Source organism: Parabacteroides sp. CAG:2, from assembly GCF_000436315.1.
Taxonomy (GTDB): Bacteria; Bacteroidota; Bacteroidia; order Bacteroidales; family Tannerellaceae; genus Parabacteroides; species Parabacteroides distasonis.
This window is the reverse complement of record NZ_FR885329.1, coordinates 177,853-194,721: the sequence shown is the minus strand read 5'-3', so window position 1 is coordinate 194,721 and position 16,869 is coordinate 177,853. Positions and strand designations below refer to the sequence as shown.

The 16,869-nt window shown below is 40.8% G+C and carries 8 protein-coding genes; 2 read left to right on the top strand and 6 right to left on the bottom strand.

The window, feature by feature from the left end; all coding sequences use genetic code 11:
* Positions 1 to 28: 28 nt before the first annotated feature.
* On the bottom strand, positions 29 to 1,597 hold the full coding sequence (locus tag QVP94_RS17825) for a SusD/RagB family nutrient-binding outer membrane lipoprotein (protein WP_008771706.1): 1,569 nt from the start codon (positions 1,595 to 1,597) through the stop codon (positions 29 to 31).
* A 22-nt stretch (positions 1,598 to 1,619) separates the two neighbouring features.
* Positions 1,620 to 4,817, bottom strand: a complete 3,198-nt coding sequence (locus QVP94_RS17820) for a SusC/RagA family TonB-linked outer membrane protein (protein ID WP_005855640.1) — start codon at positions 4,815 to 4,817, stop codon at positions 1,620 to 1,622.
* A gap of 691 nt (positions 4,818 to 5,508) precedes the next feature.
* Here QVP94_RS17820 and QVP94_RS17815 point away from each other — a divergent pair.
* Both QVP94_RS17815 and QVP94_RS17810 read left to right on the top strand, forming a co-directional pair.
* Positions 5,509 to 8,682, top strand: coding sequence for a SusC/RagA family TonB-linked outer membrane protein (locus QVP94_RS17815; protein ID WP_022193140.1), 3,174 nt, complete (start codon positions 5,509 to 5,511; stop codon positions 8,680 to 8,682).
* Between the two features lie 15 nt (positions 8,683 to 8,697).
* Positions 8,698 to 10,227 (top strand): SusD/RagB family nutrient-binding outer membrane lipoprotein, encoded by a 1,530-nt coding sequence (locus QVP94_RS17810; protein ID WP_005855636.1) that lies wholly within the window; start codon positions 8,698 to 8,700, stop codon positions 10,225 to 10,227.
* Positions 10,228 to 10,317: 90 nt separating this feature from the next.
* On the opposite strand, the gene QVP94_RS17805 is transcribed toward QVP94_RS17810, so the two are convergent.
* The 4 genes from QVP94_RS17805 to QVP94_RS17790 form a co-directional block, all read right to left on the bottom strand.
* On the bottom strand, positions 10,318 to 11,496 hold the full coding sequence (locus QVP94_RS17805) for a site-specific integrase (protein WP_005855634.1): 1,179 nt from the start codon (positions 11,494 to 11,496) through the stop codon (positions 10,318 to 10,320).
* A gap of 188 nt (positions 11,497 to 11,684) precedes the next feature.
* On the bottom strand, positions 11,685 to 12,185 hold the full coding sequence (locus QVP94_RS17800) for a lipid-binding protein (RefSeq protein WP_036628884.1): 501 nt from the start codon (positions 12,183 to 12,185) through the stop codon (positions 11,685 to 11,687).
* 43 nt (positions 12,186 to 12,228) lie between these two features.
* The gene (locus QVP94_RS17795) at positions 12,229 to 13,701 is read right to left on the bottom strand and encodes a SusD/RagB family nutrient-binding outer membrane lipoprotein (protein WP_005855630.1); all 1,473 of its coding nucleotides are present in this window, start codon (positions 13,699 to 13,701) and stop codon (positions 12,229 to 12,231) included.
* Positions 13,702 to 13,728: 27 nt separating this feature from the next.
* Complete coding sequence (locus QVP94_RS17790; protein ID WP_080707121.1) at positions 13,729 to 16,692, bottom strand: SusC/RagA family TonB-linked outer membrane protein; 2,964 nt, start codon at positions 16,690 to 16,692, stop codon at positions 13,729 to 13,731.
* Positions 16,693 to 16,869 lie beyond the last annotated feature (177 nt).

The following is a 16,869-nucleotide window of genomic DNA, read 5'->3' as shown; positions in this document are numbered from 1 at the left end:
CCCTATACCTTATATTATATATGTTAGATTAGCGAGTTCCGCCAGCCCACCATACAGGCTCTGAATATACGTATTGACCGTCGCCATAAGCGGCTTTTACTTCCGGATTTGATACCACGTCACTATTACCATAAGGCATACGAAGAGGGAATTTTTTCGTATTCGCCAATGTCACGAAATTCTCTCCTAATCCTTTCATTCTACGGATATCATTAAAAGTCTCGGTAGCCTCTCCCGATGCCCCCCACAAAGCCAGATATTTCTGGATCATGGTCTCTTTCAAAGGATTTACAGCAAACAACGGTTTAACTTGGTTATCGAAATATGTATTGGCCGTCTCCTCTGTCATTTTTTCTGAATTCACGACCATTTTGCTACCCATATAAGTGATAGCAGAAGAGACACTTCTCTCAGCATTTGCGATTCCGGCAGCTACCGCCTCTTTCAACGCTTTCTCGGCGTCAGACGTACGGTTTAAGCGACATAACGCCTCAGCTTGCAAGAATTTCAACTCATGATAACTCATCAACATCGTAGGAGCCGTGTTTGAATATACAAAGGCGGAAACACCATATTTCTGCATATTCTGCTCAGGAGTACCATTCGGGGCCGGAACTAAGTTCTTATCAGCAGAGCCTGTAACCTGTACGCGTTTCTTGTCAGCCGTAGTAGGAGAAAGCATCACTCTTTCCAATCGAGGATCTTTACGCTCAATCAACTTGTCCGTCAAGCTCTGGCTATTGGCAAAACCAGCGCGAGAATCGAAGTAACCAAAGAATGGGTTGATATTATTCGCATCATAGACAGCGTATGCAGCCTCGTCATCCGCAGAAGTAAAAGATTTTGATACATAGTCCAAAACCTTATTCAAGTCAGCTTGCTTATCCGTGGAACGATTGATCAGACGCATCGTATAACGAGCCTTCAAACCATAAGCGAATTTAATCCATTTCTCGGCATCTCCATTATACAAATAATCATACGTACCAACCGGTGAACGATCAGACTGATTCAAATCCTCGATCGCCTTGTCCAAGGAGGCCATTATAGAGACATAAATCTCCTCTTGCTTATCTATTTTAGGATTCATATTCACCGGTGAGCCATTCTCATCCAATAAAGAAGCTTCACTATAAGGTGTATCTCCAAATATATCCGCCAATAGAGCGCCATTGTAAGCTTCCATGACCTCAGCGATACCTCTCGTCACTAAATTTCCCTCATCACGCTTACCTTCTTGACATTGACCGATAATAACACGAGCGTTCTTCAAGCTTGTATAAACATTTCCCCACGTATTCTCAAACGTAGAAGAGGCAGAAGGCTCATTCAAACGAATTTCCGCGTTATATAACTGGTTTTCGATACCCACTTCATATTCCACGTAGGAAGATGAATAGGTATTGAAGTCTCCGCTAACGTTGGAAAATGCAGTAGAAGTAATCAAGTCGGCCAAGATAAATTTGCCATCCACGCTATTTGTATGGCTCGTATCTTGGTTAATCCGATCCATTACATCCTCGGAACATCCAGCCAATGCCAAGGATACGGCCGACATAACAGCCAACCCTTTAAATGATTTTATTATTGTATTCATATATATCTGTCTTCTTTATAAATTAGAAATTTACGTTGACACCAAAACCGTAGCTAGATGTACCCGGTAAGGAGAAACGCTCGAAAGCGCCAGCCATATTGTTATTTCCTTGAGTAGCCTCTGGATCGAAGCCTTTTATCTCAGACCATACAATGATATTACGGGCGAAAACATTCACGTTTACATTCAAGTTATCTTTCTTATATACAGGATATGACAATGAAAGTTCACGCAATTTCAAGAACGAGTTGTCATAAACATAGGCTTCGTCAATGCCCCTCACGCTTTTGAAATACTCCTCTGCATCTGATCCTTTCACTCCACCCGTATAGGGAACATAGATAGGTTTACCATCCGCATCTACGCCCTTCTGTTCAACAGCAGCATAGTCAAAATGATATTTATCACTCTTACGAACCTCTCCAGATAACTTACTTGTACCATAGAAGTTCGTCTCACCAGCCGTACCACTATACATTTGTCCACCTTGCTTCCAGTCAAATACAGCAGCCAAACGGAATTTATACAACTCGATATTCGTATTGAAACCCAAACGGAAATCAGGAGAAACCTTACCGATTACTTGGGTCTCACCAGCCTCTGGTATACCTTTTTCGTTTACTACAATTCGTCCTTCGCCATCACGTTTGTAACCAACACCATAGATTACCGGGAATTTATCGCCGATACCTGCACGTACTTGAGGAGTCACGAAACCACCCAACATAATGCTCTCTACGCCCGGAGCCAACTCGTCTACATAATTGTCGATCTTTGAGAAGTTAAAAGCGAAGTCCAGCTTGAAATTCTTCGTATCAACCGGAGAGATACCTAATGTAATCTCATGTACGTTTGAGTGCATCTTTCCACCATTCATCATCATACTGGAAGCACCTGTGGAGCCAGCCAAAGGCACCTCGAAGATTTGGTCTTTCACGTTCTGACGAGAATACGTATAATTCAATGAAACTAAACCATTCAAGAAAGTCAAGTCAGCACCAAGCTCATAAGACTTCGTGTTCTGAGGCTTCAAGTTCGGATCATAAACCACGAAATAAGGAATATACGCCATATTTCCATTAATCGGATACATAATAGGTGTTCCCTGGAAGAAACCACCACCATAACTTGGCGTATAATAATAAGACGGCACATATTCTCCTGCCATACCTACCTCTGCGTAAGAGCCACGGATCTTACCAAATGTCAAGATATCATTCTTCAAGGCTTCCACTTCCGTGAATACCCATCCAAGGGATACGGAAGGATAAAAGAACGAACGGTTATCTCTCGGCATAGAAGACACGATATCGTTACGTCCCGTAACATTCAAATAAAGCATATTCTTCCAAGCCAAAGATAAGCTAGCGAAGTTACCTACCGTACGTTTTCTCTTATACTCATGAGAGCTGTTGAATACAGAAGCGTTGTTCAAATGGTTCCAGCCCGGGAAGTTGAAGCTATATCCCACGGCTTGAGTATTACTGATTCGCTTATCTACAAGCTCATTACCCAACAAAGCATCGAATACGAAGTCCTCATTGATATTCCAGTTATACGTAAACGTCAACAATGAGTTCATCTCATTTACCGTAAAACCGTATTCGCTAGCATAACCATTCGCATAACCAGTTGTACCGTAGCCGTAAATATCAGAGTAATTGGTCGTATAAGCGTCATCACCAATTTGGTATTTCACATCCAATTTATGATTGTCCGTACCAAATTTAGTAGAATACTTCAAGAACGCATTCCCGAAGAAACGTTGAGATCTCTCCGTAAAGCTATTATTGTCGCACGCCCAGTTTCCATCATCGATCCAGTTCTCACGGAACGTATTCTGAGTATAAGGATCACCTTCGATATGGGAAGGTATGCCCGCCATAGTATAACTGATAGGAGCCGTATAAACCGTAGCGGTAACACCGTCATTAGCGGTTCCTTGCTTCTTGATCTTTGATGTCACGAAGTTTCCGTTAAAACCAGTCGTCCAGTTATCATGCAATTGCGCCTCACCCGACAGCTTCACGTTATAACGATCCATTCCCGTAGAACGAACGATACCATCAGAAGTCGTATTACCCAAAGAAAATGAATAGTTTCCTTTATCGAAAGATTGAGCTACATTTACAGAGTTACTCCAAGTAACGCCAGTCTGGAAGAAATCTTTCGCATTATTATAAGCTTGGGGAGTAGCCCATGGATCCAATCCTGCCGCAGCACGCTGAGGCACATAGTATTGTCCATTATGCAATCCACCTTCCGTATATTCATTTTGTACATTACCGCCATATACAGGATCATTCGCCAAGTCAGAGATAGACGGTCCCCAGCTAAATCCCGAATATGGGTTATAAGCACCTTCATTACCTTGTCCATATTCAGTTTGTAACTCAGGTAATGTAGAAACCTTATCAAACGCAAGATTCGTGTTGAATGAGATCTGAGGTTTTCCTTTACGAGCACCTTTTCCGCTCTTTGTAGTAATAACGATCACACCATTAGAAGCACGCATACCATACAACGCAGAAGCGGCTTGTCCTTTCAAGATGTTGATACTCTCGATATCGTTCGGATCTAAGTCTACGGCACGGTTCGCATAGTCAGCTCCACTAACACTACCATTATTCATAGTATCCGTATTAACATCCGCCGTAGAAGCGATCGGCATACCATCGATCACATACAAAGGAGAGTTATCCCCTGTAAATGAACGGGCTCCACGGATCATGATCTTGGAAGATGCGCCTGGCATACCCGATGAGGAAGCGATATCGATACCGGATACTTTACCTTGCAAAGCCCCAGACAAACTAGTGTTAGCACCTTGTGTTAACTCATCCGATTTTACATCTTGCACGGCATAACCTAAAGCTTTCTTTTCCTTTGAGATACCCATCGCTGTAACCACGACCTCATCCAAGTTTTGGGTATCAGACATCAATGTTACATTTACATTGGGAGACACAACTACCTCCTTGGATTTCATACCGATGTATGAAATAACTAATTGCTTACCATCACTAGGAACATCCAAAGTAAAATTACCGTCAAAATCCGTAACTGTTCCCACAGTCGTTCCTTTTACGATAATGGACGCACCGATCACCGGCTCACCATCTTCTCCGACTACCTTACCGGTAACCTTCGAGGTCTGTGCCGAAACTACTCCTACGCTCATCGCAAGAAATAGTAGCACAGAAGTCAACTTTTTCTTCATAGACACATTCTTTTTATTTAAACTAAACTAGAAATTCAATTAAGCTTTCGTGGACTATAGTTCATACAGAACTACCAATTTTCAATATTTTATTTAGTGTAGTCATATGAAAAAAAATTATCATATAAGTTTAGATCTATTAAAATTCTGTAATAAATATATTGGATTTGAGAGATATTGTTTATCAGCCATATTGGGAGGATAAGAAAAGCCAGCCGTTTTTCACAAATATCTACATAAAATAAAGTTGTAAATATTTTTAGTGATAAGCTATATGCTATAAAATATCCAGAATAAGTTGATATCAAGTCCAATATCATGCCTATAAAGAGTAAGCTCACTATTTGTTACGATAAAATTAAGATAAAAATAATTTTTTTATTTGTCAAAAAGAAACTATCGGCAGCGATAACTCATTGATTTGTGATACGATCATGTCACCTGAGTCGATTTAGACAGTGGTTATATTGCAAATTGACAGATTTAACAATTAAGAAAACAAAGGAAATATATCACAATAATAATAATTTGTTGTTTTTTTCAGGTATAATTTATAGTTTTGCAACCGTTTTTCATTTAATAGGTATGTCGTAAAACATAAAATGGAGTAGTTCTGTATGAACTTAGTTAATCAACCATTAAAATGCAGAGAAAACATTTTTAAGTATATAGTTAATAAATAAGTGTGTTTATGAAGAAAAAGTTGACTTCTGTGCTACTATTTCTTGCATTGAGTGCAGGTGTGGTTTCAGCACAGACCTCGAAGGTTACCGGTAAGGTAATTGGGGAAGATGGAGAGCCGGTGATCGGTGCCTCTATTATCGTAAAAGGGACAACCGTGGGAACAGTCACGGATTTTGATGGAAACTTTGAACTAGAAGTACCTGCGAATGGTAAACAATTGGTTATTTCATACATCGGTATGAAATCTCAAGAAGTTGCGGCCACTTCTAATGTAAATGTAAAACTATTAGCCGATACCCAGAACTTGGATGAGGTCGTGGTTACGGCTATGGGTATCTCAAAGGAAAAGAAAGCTTTAGGTTATGCGGTTCAAGATGTGAAAGCGGATGAGTTGACGAAAGGAGCTAATACTAGTTTGTCTGGCGCATTACAAGGTAAGGTTTCTGGAGTGGAGATCTCTCCTTCTTCCGGTATGCCGGGTGCCTCTTCTAAGATCACGATTCGTGGTTCCAGATCTTTTACAGGGGATAATACTCCTTTGTATGTGATTGACGGTATGCCTGTCGCTTCAACGGCTGATGTGGACACCGGTAGTTCTGTTTCCGGCACGGACTTTGCATCTCGTGCGGTGGATATCGACCCAAACGATATTGAAAGCATTAATATATTAAAGGGACAGGCCGCATCTGCCTTGTATGGTATGCGTGCAACAAATGGAGTAATTGTCATTACGACCAAAAGTGGAAAGGGAGCCCGTAAAGGTAAACCTCAGGTCGCTTTTAATACCAGCTTATCTTTTGATAAGGTTTCAACGATGCCTGAATACCAAAAAGTGTATGCGCAGGGTACAAATGGCAAGTATAGCCCGTATGCTTCAACTTCTTGGGGACCACTAATCAGCGAATTGCCTAACGATCCGACTTATGGAGGAAATACGGATAATGAGTTTACCAAGCAATATGGTAAGCATGAAGGTATGTATTATGTACCTCAGCGGGCCGCTGCGGGATTAGACCCTTGGGCTCAACCACAAGCTTACGACAATATCAAGGATTTCTTCAACGTGGGTACGACATGGAGTAACTCCGTGAATGTAGCTCAAGCTTTTGATAAAGGTAACTATTCCTTCTCGATCGGTAATACTACGCAAGATGGTATTATTCCAAATACAGGCATGGACCGATACAACGCAAAAATGAGTGCCGAAGCTCAATTACACAAGAACTGGTCTACTGGATTTACCGGTACCTATGTAAATTCGAAGATCAGCAAGCAGTCTAGTGCCAATAATGGAATCTTAGCTACTGTTTACGGAGCTCCTTCTAGCTACGATTTAGCCGGTATCCCAAGTCATGTTGAGGGTGACCCGTATACACAAAATACATTCCGTAGCACATCAGGTTTTGACGGAGCTTATTGGGCGGTAGATAACAACGAGTTCTTGGAACGTTCACAACGTTTCTTTGGAAATACTTATTTGAAATATTCTACGAAGTTCAATACCGATAATCACAAATTGGATGTCAAGTATCAATTGGGTGTGGACTCTTATACGACTAATTATACGGATTCTTGGGGTTATGGACATGCAAATGGTTATGGAGAGATTGATCACTATGGATATTCAATCACGGAGTTGAACTCTTTGTTGACCGCTGCATATACTTGGAATATCAATGAAGATTGGTTGTTCGATGCCCTTGTTGGTAATGAATTGGTAGAGAATCAGCGGAAATTTTACGAGTCTTATGGAGCGAACTATAACTTCCCGGGTTGGAATCATATAGATAATGCTACAACTATGGTAGCATCCGAGTCATTACGCCGGAAACGCACAGTTGGTAACTTTGCTAGCATTTCATTGTCTTACGCTAACATGGTTTACTTCAACGCAACTGTTCGTAACGATATCGTATCTAATATGCCTCGTAACAACCGCTCATTCACTTATCCATCTGTTTCCTTGGGCTGGATTTTCACAGAATTAGAACCATTGAAGAATAATGTCTTGACTTATGGTAAATTACGTGCTTCTTACGCCGAAGTAGGACAGGCTGGAGATTATTATGATTCTTATTATACTACACCTGTTTACGGTGGTGGTTTTTATGGTTCTACGCCTATACAATATCCTATGAGTGGAATTACGGCGTTCACTCCATATGCTCGTGTGTATGATCCGAATCTGAAACCTCAGAACACGAAGTCTTATGAGTTAGGTGTGGATTTGATCTTCTTGAATGGTCTGTTCTCATTGAACTATACCTTCTCTCGGCAGAATGTGAAAGATCAGATATTTGAGGTTCCTTTGGCTGGTTCTACAGGCTCTGCAGAATTAGTAACCAATGGTGGCGCTATCCATACGAACGCTCATGAGATTACGTTGGGAATCAATCCGATCAATACGAAGAATTTTAAATGGGATATGGCATTTAACTTCTCTAAGATCGATAACTACGTGGATGAGCTGGCTCCGGGTGTAGAGAGTATTTTCTTGGGAGGTTTCGTTGATCCGCAGGTACGTGCGAATATTGGCGATAAATTCCCTGTAATCTATGGTACGACTTTCTTGCGTAATGACAACGGTGACATTGTCGTAGACGAAGATGGCTTGCCTCAGATCGGTAGTGAGGGTGTGATCGGTAAGGTTTCCCCGGATTTCCTCTTGGGTTTCAATACTAATTTTGAGATCTACAAATTCCGTATCGGCGCTACGTTCGATTGGAAATGTGGTGGACAGATGTATAGCGGTACATTGAACACGTTGAACTATTATGGTACAAGTATGGAGTCTGTTGAAAGTCGTACGGCCGAGACTTTCCGTTTTAGTCATCCGGCTGTAAAGCAGTTGGAAGATGGTTCCTATGTAGCTAATGACATAGATATCAAAGGCGAAGACGCTTTATCATATTATGACCGCATGACGCTTATTTCCGAAGCTGGTATCTATGACAGTGGTTTCTTGAAACTACGTGAGTTGTCCGTTAGTTATCCGATATGGGATAAGAATGGAATCAACGTGAACTTAAATGTTTTTGCCAGAAATATCATTCTTTGGTCTGAGTTGAAAGGTTTGGATCCTGAGGCTTCTCAAGGTAATAATAATATGGGCGGTGGCTTCGAGCGCTTTTCTATGCCGGGTGCTTCGAGCTATGGCTTCGGTTTAAATGTGAAATTCTAATAAAGGAAACAAAAGATGAAACTTCAAAATATCTCAAAAAAATTATTGACGGGAGTTGTTTTCACCGCAGCCTTGGTCTCTTGCTCTGAGGATAAGATGGATGAGATCAACAAAGATCATAATCATACCACAGCAGTTCCCGCAAAGATGATCCTTACGGATGTCATGACTTCGACTGCGTTTAGCGTGGTTAGCGGCGATTTCAATTTATATGGTGGTATGTATGTGGAACATGAGACAGGTTCGCATAATCAATTCTACTATGCGGAAACCCGTTCTTCTTGTACATCGGCTTCTACCTTTAATAACTCATGGGGGGGAACCTATTCGACACTGAAAGATGCTTTGATCTCTGTCAAAGTCGCAGAAGAAGAGCAGAACTTCATAACAAAAGGCATTGCGGAACTTTTCGTGGCTTACAATTTGGCGATCTTGACAGATATGTATGGTGATACACCTTGGAAAGAGGCTTGTGACTATACAGTATCTATGACTCCCGCTATCGATAAACAAGAGGAGATTTATAAGGATATCATGGCCTATGTGGATGCCGCAATTGAAGATCTTCAGAAATCAGATCTGACGAGCCTGTCTAATCAAGATTTGATTTATAAAGGTGACGCTTCGGCTTGGCTAAAGACAGCTTATGGCTTGAAGGCTCGTTATACGATGCGCTTGATGGGACGTAGCGCTGATGTTAAGGGCGATATGGAAAAGGTGTTGGATTATATTTCCAAGTCGTACACCTCGGCAGCCGAGCAATGTAGCTATGCTATGTATGGTGTGGGTGTTAATATCAACCCATTTTTCGGAGTATTCTATTCTCGTTTAGGTGAAGTAGCCAGCCGAAGTATGTTTGATAAATTGAATGAGCGTAATGATCCGCGTATCAGACGTTGCTATGTGGAGGCTAACAGCCAAACGATGATTGCTTCTAAGGATGATCCATTATTGAATCTTGCTCATAATGGTGATTTAGTGCAAAGTCAGTTAGAATATACTGTTTCCATGTTCTGTGCAGCTCAAACCGCTCCGACTCACATCTTAAGTTATCATGAGGTATTGTTCTTGAAGGCAGAGGCTTTGTGTCGTTTAAATCGTAAGGATGAGGCAAAAGCAGTGTTGAAAGAGGCTGTTGTCGCAGGTATGGCTAATATGGAGGTTAATATCAAGTCTGCCCTCGCTTCTGATTATTGGGGAGGTTTCTTGAATGTAACAAACGAGGTGACACCGGAGGAGGCCGCTTCTTACTTTGATGAGAATGTCGTTCCCTTATTCGATGCTAATCCTTTGAAAGAGACGATGATTCAGAAATATATTTCTTTCTGGAACGCAGATGGAGAGTCTACCGAGTGCTATAATGACGTACGTCGTTTGAAGAGCTTGGGTGAGGATATTTATGGCTTGCAAAATCCGGGTAAGTTCCCGTTAAGATGTCCGTATGGTAATGATGATACTACGACTAATCCTAATATACAAGCTGCTTATGGTGATGGTCAGTATGTGTTTACCGAAAACGTATGGTGGGCTGGCGGAACTCGCTAATCAATATATAAAAGCATAACGAGTGACAACATTCAAAAAAGGGGAAGAATATCTTAATGATATTTTTCTCCTTTCTTATAAATCCACATTCTAGCCGAACTTCAATCGTGTCTCAATCTTCTCAAGATCGCGGACAATCGTCATATCCATGATATTGCTATAGATTTCGGTAGTACGAACACTTTTATGCCCTAACAACTTTTGTACCGTAGTTATATTCGCTCCATTATATAATAATAAGGTAGCATTTGTATGCCGAGCCGTATGAAAAGATACCTTCTTATCAATACTTGCCAATTGGCTGATTCGGCGTAATTGCTTATTCACGTTTGAATTAGAGGATAAGGGAACACCAAACAGGGTTCTCGGCGCATTCTTATATCGCTCATAGATAGGTAAAGATTTACCCTCGAACAAGAGGAATAGCGGCAAACGGACACTCACATCTGTCTTCACCGATGAATAAACCAGCCAAACCTTATCATCAATAATCAAAAAGTTCTCTTTCGTTATACTTACTATGTCTGAGAAACGTAATCCCGTGTAGCAACTAAATAAAAACATATCCAGACACCGGCGCAATGTACGCTGCCCATCCAGCTTTAAGTTTTCCAAACGACCTAACTCCTCAGGCGTTAAATGAGTACGCTTACTCTCTTGATATTTAATCTTATATTTCCGAAATGGATATTTGTGCAACTCGAACAACTCCTTATTAATCGCCAAGTTGATATATCGTTTCAAATGCTTCATATGTTTAGCGATCGTATTTCGATGATACTCCTGCTTCAATAAGAAATATTCAAAATCGCATAAGAAATTGAAATTAATATCCTTAAACAGAACGTCCTTTTTATATAAGGATAGAACATGCAAAGTGGACAAATGGTTTTTTAATGTCGATTCTTTCAAATTACTATGTAAAATCTCCTCACGCATGAAAACAAGAAAAGAGGAAGACGTAGATGTCGAAGAAGCCTCCTCACGCAGATCCTTCAACGAAAAACCGTTATTCGCTTGTCTCTTCTCCAGCTCATCTCTCTCCAACTCCATAACATAGTTCTGAAGATACAGGTTTAACGCATCCATATTCGGATGATTCTTTATGGAACGTCTCTTGTTGTCCCATTGACAAGGTTTCACATAAACCTTCGTTGAAAAATACCTCTTTTGCCTATTCAAATAGGCCTCTACTTGAATCAAAGCTTTTCCTTCCGCATTCAATTGCTTTTTTCGATTAAACACTAAGTTGTAAATTACTTTTTCCATGATACATTTATATATTATCTGATTGTAAACACGAAGGAACAATAATAAGTTCTTTGTAGCACAATCTACAAACTAAAAGTTTGTTATCACGGATTACCTACTAATAAAAAACCATATATCCAAGTAAATAAAAAGGGCCTACCAAATACATGGCAGGCCTCTCCTACTTTTCGAGATATTAAATCATATCAATAATCTTCACCTTCCCAACCTGTTTTACGGAATCCCTTAACCGTCATCGACTTTCCATTTTGAGTCAAGGTAAATTCAATGGCATCCACTTTTGTATTGGCTTGAGTAGTATAACCATCCACAATTACTTTACCAGAGATATTGAAGGTTACAGTAGAATTTATACCATCATCCGCATGGAGCAGATTAGCGATACCATCCCCATCAAAAGATTTAGAAGCGACATCGCAATGAATCTTGCCACGTACTCCCCAGTCGTTTGTGGCAACACTCATTTTTATCCACATCTTATCCGTGGCATCATCAGTCGTATTGTAAGTATTGCAGGTCACACCTTCCGCCAAGACACCACCATCCTCACCTGTAACATTAACTACCCATTCGCCACATAAAGGGTAAATAGCCGTGTATTCTATCTCGTAATCACCATAAGTCTCACAAGAAGAAAAGGTGAGCAACGCCAATAAGATAACCAGTAATTTATTTATCTGTTTCATATTCAAAAAGCTTTTCTGATTAATATACATTTATAACACCCATTTATTTATGCCACCATTGTTTTTCCGCTAACGGAACTACCGCCGGAGTATTAGGGTTATAGTCTGAAGATGACTTCGGATACAATAAACGACGAGGATATTCACCCGGAGCCAACGCAGAACCAATGCAAGGAGTCAACTGCCCCCAAATATATCCTTCCTCATCCACATGCTTTGTCCCTAAAACAGGAATACCGGTACGATTGATATCAAACCATGCGTCCCATGCTTGACAACGAGTGGAAGCGATCCACTTCTGGGTCAAAATAGAGGTAAGCATTGAATTTTGGTCCGTACTATCGAAAGCATAAGGAGCACCTTCCGAAACAAACTCGGCAGCAGAATACCCCCAACGTTCAAACGCATAATTCACACCTTGCTCATAAGCCACTTTCGCTTTAGCCACATCATTCAAACGAGCGTAAGCTTCCGCTTGCAGGAACGCTACCTCAGCAGCAGACATAAAATAAACAGGATCTGTAGGACCTAGCTTAGCCACAGAGATCATACGAGTTGTTACCGCTACCGAGTTTGGGCGGTCACCATACTTCAAAGCTGTTGTCTCGCCGGAGCCATCCGTATTAGGTGAATAAAAATCATTTAAACGAGGATCCTCATATTTTTTCAAATAATCGCAAACCGTAGCGCACGCACGAATATTTACAGTTGAATTCAATTTACGACGGTCATTCTCATACAATGGATTTGATTTATTTTCCAAATCTTGAAAACAGTCCATCTTAGCGTCTACACTCAGCAAATCTCCTTCGTCGAGCAATGCCTTGATAGCAGCTTTATTCGTATCGAAATCACGCATCAACAATTTTAGCTTTAAACTCTTCGCAAATTGAATCCACTTATTCACGTCACCAGCGAACACCAAGTCTTGTTTTGTAACCGAAGGCAAACCACCTGCGGTAGCTTCCGCTTTTTTAGCGATAATCTCGTCCAACATCGCTAATAATCCCGGATAAACCACAGTCTTACTGTCATCATATTTCGGTGTAGTATTCTCATTCCCAAGAATAGCTTCTGTAAAAGGAATAGAGCCATAAGAGTCCACTAGGATATGATACATAAAGGCAGTCATAGTCTTACCCATTACCCAATAATTCCATTCTTGAGCCGATTCAGAGCTTTTGATAACCAAATCCAAGTCTGGCAGTGCTATTGAATAAGGTATAGACCACAAACGAGAATCGGATGCGTTAGTTATCGTATAGTTAACCAATGTATTATACTGGTTGGATGTATGTCCCTGCGTACATTGCTGAGACCACATGCTACCATATAATTCGTAAGTACCACCTACAATACTTGCTACTCCTGCGATACCAGAAGGAAGCAAAGTAGAAGAAGAGGCTTCCGTTGGATATTCCGGATTCTGGTTAATATCCAAATAATCGGAACAAGCTGTAGTAGCCATCAACAAGCAGCTAACCAGTCCTGTATATATTAAATTGTTTCTTTTCATACTATCTTTACTTTTTAAAGTTACTTATTATAATACAACTTTAATACCACCACCAAACGTACGGTTTGTCGGAGCCGCACCAAATTCACCAATTTCAGACAAGATGTCATTACCATAATTCGTACCTTCCGGATCTACGTAGTTGTTCTTTTTCGGGGTCCACATAAATAAATTACGTCCGATCAAACTAACTTGAACCATAGAGAATGGGGTTTGTTTCAACCATGCTTTCGGTAAAGAGTAAGAAAGTGTAATCTCTCTTAATTTCAAGTAATCTTTAGGTAAAATCCAATTTCTATACTGAGCGTAGTTGGAGGCGTTATTATAGTAGGTATTAACAGCGCTAGAAGCACCTCCCCAATGTACGATAGGTATATCATTCTCTACGTATTGACCATTTACGACTTTCACGGAATTAGGAACCACAAATGGTTCACGATTATTAAACACCGTATAAGTAGAGTTTCCGGCAAATGTAAGCAATTGAGAGGTATATGAATAGAACTCACCGCCATTACGCCAATCTAATACCGCTGATAAAGTAATCCCTTTCCATGTGAAATGCGTATTAAAGCCCATCAAGAAATTAGGTGTAGACGTTCCTACGATCTCTTTCTTGCTAGCATCAATTGTCGGCATACCGTTATTATCAACGATCACCTTACCATCATCAGTCGTGGCCAAAGCCGGAACCTTGAAAACGCCCAAAGGCTGACCTACTTCCGCAACGAAATCCACTTGATAGGAACTTGTCAATTTATACTCAGTTACATCATCCCATAACTCTTTCACCTCACTCCAGTTCTTACTGAAAGTAAAACCTAATCCCCACTCGAAATCTTTCGTACGAACAGGAATGCCATTCACTGCCAACTCGACACCTTGATTCGCAATCTTACCTACGTTGCGGGTCATAGACGTATAGCGAGACTCCGGAGCCAGACTAGCAGATATTATCTGATCTTTCGTACTCTTATTATAATAAGCAGCATCAATATCCAAGCGATTGTTAAACAGATGCGTTGTTAAACCGAACTCCCATTCTGTCGTGATCTCCGGACGAAGATCCATACTCGGCAAACGATTATACTCTGTCAAGCCTAATGTATTATTAATAGGTAAATATAAATCTCCAAAACCTAAACTGATTTGAGTCGGTGTAAAATAACTGCTAGTACGGTAAATCGGAGCATCGTTACCAGTCTGTCCCCAAGCTGCACGAACCTTCAAGAAATTCAGATAATCAGATTTCAAATCCTCAAACATATCCGTGATGATCAATGAAGTATTCACGCCACCATAGAAAAAGCTATTATTTCCTTGAGGTAAAGTAGATGACCAGTCGTTACGAATAGAAGCATTCACAAACCAGAAATTCTTGTAACCAAACTCACCTTGAGCGAACAAACCAACCAAACGGCGTCTATCAGAGTAAGTCGTAGTCATGGGCTTATCAACACCATTCGCTAAGTTAAACCATCCCGGTTGCTCCAAACCATACAGATAAGATTTCAAATAAGAACTCGTTTGTTGATTCAAGTTCCATCCAATCATACCATTCAAAGCGATATCCTCACCGATTTTATAATCCGCGTTTAAGAAAGCGGTCGCATCAATTTGCTCCACCTTGTCACGACGTTCCGTATAAGTACCGGGCTGCTGCTTCTTACCACCTAATTCACTCCAAGACCCTGAAGCGAAAGTCACTTTTTCATTCCATCTCTTTTGAGTAGCGTTCGTAAAGTCACCACCTAAACGTCCAACCGCCTTCAAACCTTTCATAATCTCAAAAGCAAGCTCGATCTTACCATAGACACGGTCATCTTGATACTTATTACGATTATGATCTAACACCCAATATGGATTCTCCGCATAAGCTGTATAGAAGTTATCCGTATTAAAATAAGGATTCGTATAATCTTTCATTGAGCTAATATCTACATCCACGGCATGTTGCAAAATCTCAGAAAACATCGTTGCACCATCATCTCCTTGGCCAGCAGCAGCTTGTGTGATATCTTTACGGACATAGTTCAAGTTTAATTCCGCAGAAAAACGTTTATATTTCATATTACCTCTTAACGAGATTGTATTACGAGCATATGAATCAGCGTCACCCGGTAATACACCGTCAGACTTCACATTACCATAGGAGGCAACAAAACCAAGTTTATCATTACCCATACGAATCGAGACGTTATTATTCGTCTCAAAACCAGTTTCATAAAAATCACGAAGATTGTTCTTTACATACGAGAAAGGCTTAGAAAGCGGAGTTAATAAACCTTCTGAGCCGTCTGAGTAAGGTCCCCAGATATGATCACGACCATCCAAAACCGGTCCCCAAGAACCATTCTCCATAGGTCCGAAAGATCCCCATCCTTGTCCGAAACGATCTTGTGTTTGAGGAACACGCAATACGCTAGATCCCATAAATGAGCCATCGTACGTAACAGAAAGCCTCTCAGCCCCAGCCCGTTTTGTTGTCACCATGATAACACCATTAGCAGCCCGGCTACCATAAAGGGCAGTAGCGGAAGCACCCTTCAAGACTGTTACAGACTCAACATCCTCTGGGTTAATGTCATTAGCTTGGTTACCAAAATCCACGGAGTTAGAGAAAGAATCCTCACCTTGGAAATCATTCATAATAGGCACACCATCCACCACATACAAAGGTTGATTAGCACTGAAAGAACTGATACCACGCACGATTACTTTCTGAGAAGAGCCTGTAGCACCACCGCTAGTAATATTCAAACCCGCAACCTTACCAGTCAAACCTGACATCACTGATCCAGACTTAGCGGCATTCAAATCTTCACTCTTCACAGTAGAGGCTGCATAGCCCAACGCCTTTTCCTGCTTTTTCATACCAATCGCAGTTACGACAACCTCCTCAAGATTCTGGGTACCAGACTGAAGGACTACCCTCAACACATCTTGTACCGGAACCTCACGAGCAATCATACCCACATAAGAAATTACCAGAGTCTTCGCGGAACCTATGAATAATAGGTTATTTTTTATTATTACTTAGTTTTCGCGGAACCTTGTCATTGCTTGTGATTATTCAGTAACGCTCAAGAAATAACTTGTTACAATTTTCATGCGATCATTTCTTTGCGGATCGGATTGCGAGAAGGCATTGGCTACTTATGCGTAAAT

Excerpts from the sequence above, each read along its gene's own strand:
- QVP94_RS17795 (WP_005855630.1), bottom strand. The coding sequence starts at position 13,701 with ATGAAAAGAAACAATTTAATATATACAGGACTGGTTAGCTGCTTGTTG.
- QVP94_RS17800 (WP_036628884.1), bottom strand. The coding sequence starts at position 12,185 with ATGAAACAGATAAATAAATTACTGGTTATCTTATTGGCGTTGCTCACC.
- QVP94_RS17825 (WP_008771706.1), bottom strand. The coding sequence starts at position 1,597 with ATGAATACAATAATAAAATCATTTAAAGGGTTGGCTGTTATGTCGGCC.
- QVP94_RS17820 (WP_005855640.1), bottom strand. The coding sequence starts at position 4,817 with ATGAAGAAAAAGTTGACTTCTGTGCTACTATTTCTTGCGATGAGCGTA.
- QVP94_RS17815 (WP_022193140.1), top strand. The coding sequence starts at position 5,509 with ATGAAGAAAAAGTTGACTTCTGTGCTACTATTTCTTGCATTGAGTGCA.
- QVP94_RS17810 (WP_005855636.1), top strand. The coding sequence starts at position 8,698 with ATGAAACTTCAAAATATCTCAAAAAAATTATTGACGGGAGTTGTTTTC.
- QVP94_RS17805 (WP_005855634.1), bottom strand. The coding sequence starts at position 11,496 with ATGGAAAAAGTAATTTACAACTTAGTGTTTAATCGAAAAAAGCAATTG.